General features: G+C 49.1%; 5 protein-coding genes. 1 reads left to right on the top strand and 4 read right to left on the bottom strand.

Annotation, left to right across the window (positions count from 1 at the left end; translation table 11 throughout):
* Positions 1–688 precede the first annotated feature (688 nt).
* The gene (locus Q0986_RS17140) at positions 689–1,195 is read left to right on the top strand and encodes a 3'-5' exonuclease (RefSeq protein WP_299413243.1); all 507 of its coding nucleotides are present in this window, start codon (positions 689–691) and stop codon (positions 1,193–1,195) included.
* A 26-nt stretch (positions 1,196–1,221) separates the two neighbouring features.
* Here the strand turns inward: Q0986_RS17140 and Q0986_RS17145 are convergent, their stop codons facing one another.
* The 4 genes from Q0986_RS17145 to Q0986_RS17160 all read right to left on the bottom strand — a co-directional run bounded on the left by Q0986_RS17145 (position 1,222) and on the right by Q0986_RS17160 (position 5,370).
* Positions 1,222–2,574, bottom strand: coding sequence for an MATE family efflux transporter (locus Q0986_RS17145; RefSeq protein WP_299413245.1), 1,353 nt, complete (start codon positions 2,572–2,574; stop codon positions 1,222–1,224).
* A 212-nt stretch (positions 2,575–2,786) separates the two neighbouring features.
* A complete protein-coding gene (locus Q0986_RS17150; protein ID WP_299413248.1) occupies positions 2,787–3,983 on the bottom strand; it encodes a hypothetical protein in 1,197 nt (398 codons plus the stop codon).
* Between the two features lie 192 nt (positions 3,984–4,175).
* The gene (locus tag Q0986_RS17155) at positions 4,176–4,346 is read right to left on the bottom strand and encodes a ssl1498 family light-harvesting-like protein (protein WP_299413251.1); all 171 of its coding nucleotides are present in this window, start codon (positions 4,344–4,346) and stop codon (positions 4,176–4,178) included.
* Positions 4,347–4,542: 196 nt separating this feature from the next.
* Complete coding sequence (locus Q0986_RS17160; RefSeq protein ID WP_299413254.1) at positions 4,543–5,370, bottom strand: thiazole synthase; 828 nt, start codon at positions 5,368–5,370, stop codon at positions 4,543–4,545.
* Positions 5,371–5,619: the final 249 nt, after the last annotated feature.

The following is a 5,619-nucleotide window of genomic DNA, read 5'->3' on the forward strand; positions in this document are numbered from 1 at the left end:
CATGGAGCATGTAGGGTCACTGAAAAACTTAATTAGCATCTGTCGAACAAAGGACCATGCCTTTTTCCCAAATCCTCTCGATTCCAGATGTTGTCTATAGACTAACGATGCCATTTCCATTTTTTTATCCTTCTGGTTATGTAAAAAGAGTTGCCCAAAAAGTGATTAGCATCTCAACATCAAACGCCAATCAAACGCCCTTCAAAAGAGCTATAAAATCAAGAAAGCCATCTTACGAGTCAGATTTTCGTGAACTCGTAAATATTTTTATGCCAAAAACTTATTCATATATAGTCGCGAATGTTTTTAAATATATATCATTCTCAGTAAAAACACTTACATGCTTTTTGACATTGATGATAGAAAAAAATAGGATTTATTTCTCTTATCATAGAAAAGCAATCGGAGGCTCTTCTATAAACTAAACCTTGAGTGAGGTTCAATGCTTTTAAGTAGAAGCTTGTGAAGATATATATGGCAATTCCAAGTATGGGCACAAAGAAAATCAACCACTCACGTGGTAAAGGAGTTGACCTTTTTTGATAGCTATATCATCAAGCAAGTTCTTGGCCTTTATCCAAACCTGTGCTGCGGCCTATAATCGATGCCCGAGTCGCTCAAGCTGTGACGTTGGTTAAACCGAAAGTCTTTCTTACAATAAGATGGCTGTCACAGATCCCCTACTGCTATGCGAACAAAGGCAACCTCAGGCAACTTTGTAGCGATTGATTTTGAAACAGCAGATTACAAAAGAGATAGTGCTTGTGCCATTGGTGTGATTCGAGTTGAAGATGACCAGATTGTTGATCGGTCCCACTTTCTGATCCGTCCACCCCGTCAAGCTTTCCACTTCACCTATATTCATGGCATTACCTGGTCCGATGTGAAACACCATCCAACCTTTGCGGAACTGTGGCCAACACTCCAACCCAAGTTTGTTGGCAGTGACTTTGTTGCTGCTCACAACGCCAATTTCGATCGATCGGTGTTGAATGCTTGTTGTCAGGCTGCGGAAATCGATCCCATGCCGCTGCCTTTTCTCTGTACTGTCCAGTTGGCCCGGGACACCTGGAATATTCGACCTACGAAATTACCTAATGTTTGTGCAGTGCTGGATATTCCGTTACAGCATCACCAAGCCCTGTCTGATGCCGAGGCTTGTGCCAAAATTGTGATTGCGTCTCGGCAGCAGTAGCATACGTTGCTGCAGCGCCAGCACGGTCACAGCGCTGATTCAGATAAAGCAGGTCGGAGCTTGCAGGTTCTTTGATTCCAAAGATAAGCCCCGATGCCAGTGAGGAGGTTAGACAGTCCCGTAGCCACAAAAACCCCTTGAATATCCCAAAAATGAGCCCCTAAATACGCTAAGGGAATGTACAGAACAAACATTCTCATACTAGTCATCATGACTGACGCGAGGGGTTTGCCCAGGGCATTAAACGTTGCACTAGAAATTTGAATGATGCCAGCGGGTGCATAGGTGATTGGGACGATTAGCAGGTAGAGGGCTGCGATCGCAACCACCTCTGGATTGCTATTAAACAAGATGACCAGTTGCTTACCCAGCGCCGCTAACACAACGGCCATCAGCATGCCCCAAAATAAACAAAACTGAAAACTCACGGTCAAGGCATGCTGGACCCGCCCATAAGCCTTGGCCCCCCAATTCTGGCCAACGAAAGGCCCCATACTGGCAGCAAGCGCAAATAGTGCGGTTAGGGCAAAAGACTCTACTCGCGACGCTACCCCAAAGGCAGCCACCGCTTCTTCTCCATACGTGGCTAGGAGGCTAGTGATCATGCCCACTGAAATGGGGGTAATCATACTAGTCATGGCAGCCGGAATGCCAATGTGCAGGATATCTAACCAACATCTCAGCATGGCCGAGAGTTTGGGCCGTTGAAAGCAGAGCAGGTGCTCTTTGTAGTGCAAGACTACAAGCGATGCCATCAACGTCAAGGCCCGTGAAATCACCGTTGCTAAGGCAGCACCTTGTAACTCTAGACGGGGCAATCCAGCCATTCCTAAAATAAACAGCGGATCCAGGGCAATATTGATGCCAGCCGCAACAATCATGATCATACTGGGCGTGGCCGTATTCCCCGCAGCCCGGATCGCGCTGTTCCCCACCATGGGCACGACTAAGAAAATCATGCCTAGGTACCAGATCTGCATATAATCTCGCACGAACGGGAGAATATCGGGTGTTGCACCGAGTGCTGTAAAGAGGGGATCGATGGTCAAGAGACCCACTACAATAAAGACCCCCACAATGGCGAGAGCTAAGGTCAAACTGTTGGTGGTCAAGCGTTGAACACGGAGTTGATCGCCCTCACCAATGGCGCGGGCAATAATCGAAGCTGCACCAATGCCCAGTCCCATCGCTAGACTGCCAAAGGTGCTGACAACCGGGAAGGTAAAGCTCATGGCCGCTAATTCTTGCGTCCCTAGCTGCCCCACAAAGTAGGTATCGGCTAAATTAAAGGCGACAATTGCCAAAATTCCCCACACCAAAGGAAGGGTAAGCTTGAACAATTGGGCACTGATATTGCCTTCCGTTAAGCGCTGTCTCACGATTTATCAAGGAATAGGTTAAGAATAGATAGATGACAACGGTGTCCAACACAGGTGTTAAGTCAGAGAGATTCCATTGCCTGCCTTTACAAATCTTAAGATAGCGAGTGCCCTATCTGCACAGTCATCTCCACCGGATGTTGCTACAGGCAAAATTATACCTACTTCATTTATGCAGGTACATCTGAATTAATCGGTATGAAATCGTAACCTTAAGCAGGACTATCCGGCGCTAATTCGGGGGGTGCTGTTCGCCGCTGCAGCACAATAATATTCGGCCCCACCACAGGCTCTCGGGCCAGTAGCTGGTCTGCCTGGTCTCGAATTTCTAGTTTGGGAAAATCAAGCTTACGACTGCGTTCCAACACATCCGTTCCCAACTGATTCTGTTCTGAGCGGGACAATTCAAACCAGCGATCGCTGACCTGAATCACCAACCGTTCAGCCTGGAAATTGGCTTGTACGGATTGCACAATATCCTGAGAATACTGATCAAACACTTGAGCGACTTGGGATTGGACCTCAATAATCTGCTTCCGCTCTGGCTCTGGAGGGGGTGGCTCTTCCACTGGGGCCTCAGCGACAGGCGTTGAGGGTGGCGGCGAGACAGGGGTGGGCTGGGCAGCGGGCTGGGCTGCCGGCGCTTTAGCGACCGGGGCAGGAGCGGGTGGTTGCTGAACGGCAGGCTGACTGGGTGGAATCAGGGATGAGACGACCCAATAGATCAGGGTGGCCAAGCTGAGAATAACAATCGTTAAAAATCGATCTGAGAATGACTTTAATGCCTCTGGAAATCGACCTCGCAGAACCTTCAGGCCCAAGCCCCAGATCGGCTTAATCACCACATTGCCAATCAAAACAATGACATTATTCCAGAGCAACCGAATGACTTTAACAACGGGCTCTATTTTGCTGTAAAACGATGACTTCTGGACCTGATTACCGATGGCCGAGAGGATGGCTCCGAGGACCTTACCCACAGCCCCTACAAGCTGGGTTAAAACCGCTTCAATTTTGGAATCACCTACGGCTGCATCCTGAGCATCATCAGCTTTAGACTTGGACTCTTTGGCTGGTTTAGATTTTGGCCCTTGCCCAGAGGTCGGCCTTGCTGTTTTGGACGGTACATCATTAGGTTTGCGAGCCTGACTGGGTGGAGACGCAGCAGATGCCGGCCCTTTGCTCTCTTCACGCTGGGGTTTGGGAGCCGATCTCGGTGCATTTGAGGGGGGATTTATAGACTCCGTTTTTACAGACGAGTCAGGAGTTGTAGCGGTTGACTCTGCCTGAGCAGGAACATCAAGGGTTGGAGATTGACCCGAACCAGAAGCTTGCGGTTGACTCAAGCCCGCGTTGGGTTCTTGATTATCGGCTTTTGATTCCGAGGGGTTAGGCTGCTCTTCTGGCATAGGTTTAGAACAAAAGACAGAACTGGGGGGCTCAAAACGCAAGCAGGCTAACGCTGCTCAGCCCTAATCTATCATCAAACCGTGATGCCGAACGGGGTCTTCAAGTAACGAATAACTGAACAACTCTCTAACCTAAACCACTGAGCTCAGGTTGAGAGCTGAGACGTTTTGCTCCTATCACTCAAACTAAGCTTAGGACAGCGTTGCAGCAACGGCACACAGACCGACCACTAGGACAACACCGGCTGCGGTCAGCGCCATATTGATGGTTTTTTGCTTGCCAGTCGCTGGTTCAGCGGCGTAGCTTTTCGGTTCTGCTGCAAAGTTATTGACCAGTCCTCGGTCTTCAGTGGTATAGGGCATAGTTAAAGAAAGTTCATTAAGTTTTACGAATTATAGCAGACTCCCTTAGATCGCTTAGGTGTAGGAGAATACCCCTTCTCTGGCTATTGAAGACCCCGATCACTTCATACCGGACCCTGTTAATCCCCGTACAGGAACCCAGAGCATCAGTTCATCTCTTTAGATTTTTTTAATAAGCAGGGCCATTCCCAACCGATTAGCTAGAGATTCGATCCGTGAGGGGAGAGCTGGCACTGGCATAGGCTTTGATTGGAATGCGCCCCGACTGATAGGCCAATCGTCCGGCGTGGGTCGCCATTCCCATCGCCGTTGCCATCGTCACTGGATCATGCGCTTTTGCGATCGCAGTATTGATCAACACGGCATCAGCCCCCATCTCCATCGCTTGAGCTGCTTCACTCGGAGAACCAATCCCGGCATCGACCACCACAGGTACCGTCGCAGTCTCAATAATGATCTGAATATTGGCGGCATTTTTGAGCCCTTGCCCCGAGCCAATGGGTGATCCCAAGGGCATAACGGTGGCACAGCCCACTTCTTCTAGCCGTTTGGCTAAGAGAGGATCCGCATTGATGTACGGAAGCACCGCGAACCCTTCTTGCACCAATTGCTCGGCAGCTTCTAACGTGCCGATCGGATCTGGCAGCAAATACTTGGAATCGGGAATTACCTCTAGCTTGATAAAGTTATTGTCCTCTTGCCCCAATAGCTTCGCCATCTCTCGGCCTAAGCGCGCCACCCGGATGGCCTCCTCTGCCGTTTGACAACCGGCAGTGTTGGGTAGCATCCACACCTTCGTCCAATCCACAGCTTCTGCTAATCCTTGATGTCCTGGTGCATTCGTTTGGACACGGCGCACGGCCACGGTGACAATCTCACACCCACTGGCGGCAATGCTGTGTCGCATGGTTTCAAAGTCATCATATTTCCCCGTGCCCGTCATTAACCGCGACTGAAATTGCTTATGGCCAATTTGTAGGGGTTGAGATGCCGCCGTTGCCGAGGGAGTATCAATGGTTTGCATAGTCTAAAAATGAATGCCCAAGAATATTAAGCAATGAAGGGAAACTGCCGTTAGGCTAGTGAAGTATCTCATATTATAGAAAACCGACTTGCCGTCCTGGGAACACCTTTTTTATTCCTTGCGTCAAAAAGGCCAGGTGTAATTATGGTCCATTCCATTCATGACAGCCAGTCTTCAGGTATCTTGGTCAAGGGTTAGGGTTGAGGATTCAGAACCTCACGTGCAAATACCAGCAGCGAAACTTGGCAA

The organism is Acaryochloris sp. IP29b_bin.148 (assembly GCF_028285565.1).
Taxonomy (GTDB): Bacteria; Cyanobacteriota; Cyanobacteriia; order Thermosynechococcales; family Thermosynechococcaceae; genus Acaryochloris.

Coding starts and splice junctions, on each gene's coding strand:
- Q0986_RS17150 (WP_299413248.1), bottom strand. CDS start 3,983: ATGCCAGAAGAGCAGCCTAACCCCTCGGAATCAAAAGCCGATAATCAA.
- Q0986_RS17160 (WP_299413254.1), bottom strand. CDS start 5,370: ATGCAAACCATTGATACTCCCTCGGCAACGGCGGCATCTCAACCCCTA.
- Q0986_RS17140 (WP_299413243.1), top strand. CDS start 689: ATGCGAACAAAGGCAACCTCAGGCAACTTTGTAGCGATTGATTTTGAA.
- Q0986_RS17155 (WP_299413251.1), bottom strand. CDS start 4,346: ATGCCCTATACCACTGAAGACCGAGGACTGGTCAATAACTTTGCAGCA.